This window comes from Endozoicomonas arenosclerae, assembly GCF_001562015.1.
Taxonomy (GTDB): Bacteria; Pseudomonadota; Gammaproteobacteria; order Pseudomonadales; family Endozoicomonadaceae; genus Endozoicomonas_A; species Endozoicomonas_A arenosclerae.
Genome location: NZ_LASA01000236.1, coordinates 1 through 2882 on the forward strand (window position 1 = coordinate 1; position 2882 = coordinate 2882).

At 45.2% G+C, this 2882-nt stretch carries 4 protein-coding genes; 3 read left to right on the top strand and 1 reads right to left on the bottom strand.

What is annotated here, in order from left to right:
• Nucleotides 1-194 precede the first annotated feature (194 nt).
• From WG89_RS32530 to WG89_RS28155, 3 genes are all read left to right on the top strand, one after another.
• On the top strand, nt 195-1391 hold the full coding sequence (locus WG89_RS32530; RefSeq protein WP_245662993.1) for a hypothetical protein: 1197 nt from the start codon (nt 195-197) through the stop codon (nt 1389-1391).
• Complete coding sequence (locus tag WG89_RS28150) at nt 1388-1906, top strand: hypothetical protein (protein WP_062271056.1); 519 nt, start codon at nt 1388-1390, stop codon at nt 1904-1906. Before WG89_RS32530 ends, WG89_RS28150 begins: the two co-directional genes overlap by 4 nt.
• A gap of 319 nt (nt 1907-2225) precedes the next feature.
• Complete coding sequence (locus tag WG89_RS28155) at nt 2226-2639, top strand: hypothetical protein (RefSeq protein ID WP_062271058.1); 414 nt, start codon at nt 2226-2228, stop codon at nt 2637-2639.
• A gap of 43 nt (nt 2640-2682) precedes the next feature.
• Here the strand turns inward: WG89_RS28155 and WG89_RS28160 are convergent.
• The coding region (locus WG89_RS28160; protein WP_216638417.1) for a hypothetical protein at nt 2683-2882 on the bottom strand (200 nt) is incomplete at its 5' end.

Genomic DNA, 2882 nt, shown 5'->3' on the forward strand with positions numbered 1-2882 from the left:
GGGAACGGTATTTGAAGTGGCTGAGGGTTAGCTCAATCCAACGGTAACATTCGTCCTTGGAGTCCCAGCCGGGCTCCAGACAGTCTGCTTGTGAAAGGAGGCTTCTTACATCCTCCAGGGTTTTGATGAAATGGGTGTTCATGATGATTTTCATATCCTCATCATGAACGACAGTGCTGAAGTCGGCTCATTTCATGTTAGAAACCAGCCCCTTCTTCAGGCTCATTTCATATTGGAAGAGACTCGCCTTTGACATATTACTGACCATCGTCCTCACCCTGCTCACGGGAGGCGCCGCCATAGCGGTCATGGCCGCCAGCAAGGCTCGCCTGATCCGCCAGATGAAACTGCTGGGCGAAATATTCAAAGAACTGGCCAGCCTGCTGAAAGAAGTTGACCGGTATATTCCCAAAGCATCCATGCGCAGTCGTTCAACGGGGAATATGGTTGAGGATCTGCCGGTGGATGACCGGCCTGCTCCTGTGGCTTCTGCTCCTCCTAAAGGGGTAGCTCGGGAAAAACAGGAGCAGGAGAAAAAGAAAAAAGACCCTCCTCAGAGTTTGGTTGAAGTAGCAGAGAGGCTGAAAGAAGCTAGGAAGAAAATTAAAAGAGAAGGGTATAAACCAAAGTATACTGATGATCAATTGGTTGCTATGGCTCAATCAGGTGATGTAGCAAGTGAACGTTTCCATGTGAGATTCATGGAGTCTGGATATCTGCAAGATAGGGATACACCAGATGAGCTCCTTAGTGGAAAATTGGGTATGGTGATGCAAGGGAAAACTGGTTCAGGAGCTAAATATTGGTCTACAACGTTTGATCAATTAGAAGATGCTGATACCGATCCTAAGTTGATCTCTGAGAAACTTGGCCTTCCATACGAAGAGGGAAAAGAGTTTACTCTATTGGTAATTGATACAGAGAAAGCGTCATCTATAACAGGTGTTAAGAGTGTGCCAGCTACATTTGAAAATGTTAGCGATTTTGCAAACACGGAGCTGCCTTTAGACTTCAGTAAAGAAGTAACGGATAAGATAATGACTCCTGATTACCAAGCCTATTTTTCAGATGTTCATAAAGCAGCCATGCAAGATGAAGATGCTGGTATGGATTGGGATAGTGATATTAAGGGTTTTTCAGATTATCTGGATGCAGAGAATTTTGCAGACGATGAGAAAGAACTATTACTTACACGTATGCAGATGCAAAAACAAATTGGAAATAATCAGGATTACTTGGGGGATGGTCTGACCAAGGATCTTAATCCAGATAGCCCAAATCAATATGGGGCTGTTGAAACACTGAATTTTGAGAGAAAAGAAGTGAGAATTAGTACTCTCAAAGATGAAAAAGCCTTACTGGTTGTGAAAGAGGTGTTAGAGCCAATATGAAAACTCCAAAATACCCAATTCAACCTGCTTTACAAAAGGTTATTCAGCATAGTCGACTCCCTGTTGATTCTGTTGAGCTAGGACGTATGAGAAATATATCGAGGGCAAATATACTGCATATTTTGGTAAAGCGTTCTGATCGTTGGCTGTCGATTCTCAGTGTGAGAGGAGATGATCCTCTTTTAGGTAAAAAATATCGGTGTTATCAGGACGACTTCCCGTTAGGCTTCTTAAGCTGGTTTCCCAAGGCCTTAGAAGATTTTCGAAAGCCTCCTGCAGAAGGTGGTCTTCATGCAGGAGCAATGAGCAGTATTGATTATGATATTGAAGGTGAGATGCTCTGTGTTCAGAGAACTGTTGAAGGGTATGAAGTGTTGAACCGTTCAAGAAATGCAAGCTTAGGTACACTATACAGGCCGGTATCGATAGAATTTACTGAAAATTTTTTATACCAAGAGGGCTTGCTTAATCTGATTCAGAAACTTGGCGATCAGTATGACAAAGGCTTGATTTAAGAGGGTGGGAGTCTTGGCGGTGAGTCCGCGGTGAGTCCGGGACATCCACATTGAAGGGGTCAGGTCTTTAATCGTGAATTTGCTCATATACAAGACGACTCTGATACACAACAAACTTCGACCATTGTGCCATTACCCTCAATAATGGCACTCACTCAATAGTCTCTATCCACACCGTGACCAGACCGAAAACCTGAAAAGGATTGAAGCGCTCTACAACCAGATCAAGCTCAAACTGGGCCAGATCAAGCTCAAACTGGGCCAGATCATCGCCAGCGAGAAAGCCGAAGCCCTGGCCATTGACCAGAAATATCAGTTGATGAGTGCGTCTGAAAAAAAACAGGCGAACGCCGGAAGCTTTGGCAAAGGCTTAGCCGATGCGGGCATATCGTTTCTGATCTGGACGAAAGATGTCGTTGAGGTGATATCCCCTCTCTTCCGCTCCATCCGCCAGGTCAAGGCTTATATTGATACCCCCTATGAAGGCTCTGTATTTGAATGGCTTGAAAAAGTCGACCAGACCTATCGGGAAAGCGAGTACAAAGAGTTAGTGGAAGCCCTGGGCTTTGACCCCAGAAAGATCAATACCGAACAGTTCCAGGAAGCCTGGGAAATCACCCAGATTATCTGGGACGACAAACAATGCCAGGCACTACTGACCCGATTCGCCAAAGATTACTACAAGGCCCAGCACCCCACAGAAGTCAGTGAATTTGCAGGCGGTGCCGCCTAGTATTTTCCAATCCTGAAATGAGCCTGAAGGCAGGTACTACTACCTAACCCTCGGCTTGTCGCTCATGAACTAATTGAAACAGGATTTCTCTGGCTTGTTGCAGCTTTCTGGCCGCTTCATTATCGGTCATGGCTTCCGCTTTGTCCTTTAGTTGGTCCAGTGTAATCCCTTCTTTCAGGTACTGTTCTGGTTCCTTCAGTGACAGGAACTTTTCGTAAGGGGTCATCATGTTTTCATAGCGGT

Excerpts from the sequence above, each read along its gene's own strand:
- WG89_RS28155 (WP_062271058.1), top strand. The coding sequence starts at position 2,226 with ATGAGTGCGTCTGAAAAAAAACAGGCGAACGCCGGAAGCTTTGGCAAA.
- WG89_RS28150 (WP_062271056.1), top strand. The coding sequence starts at position 1,388 with ATGAAAACTCCAAAATACCCAATTCAACCTGCTTTACAAAAGGTTATT.
- WG89_RS32530 (WP_245662993.1), top strand. The coding sequence starts at position 195 with ATGTTAGAAACCAGCCCCTTCTTCAGGCTCATTTCATATTGGAAGAGA.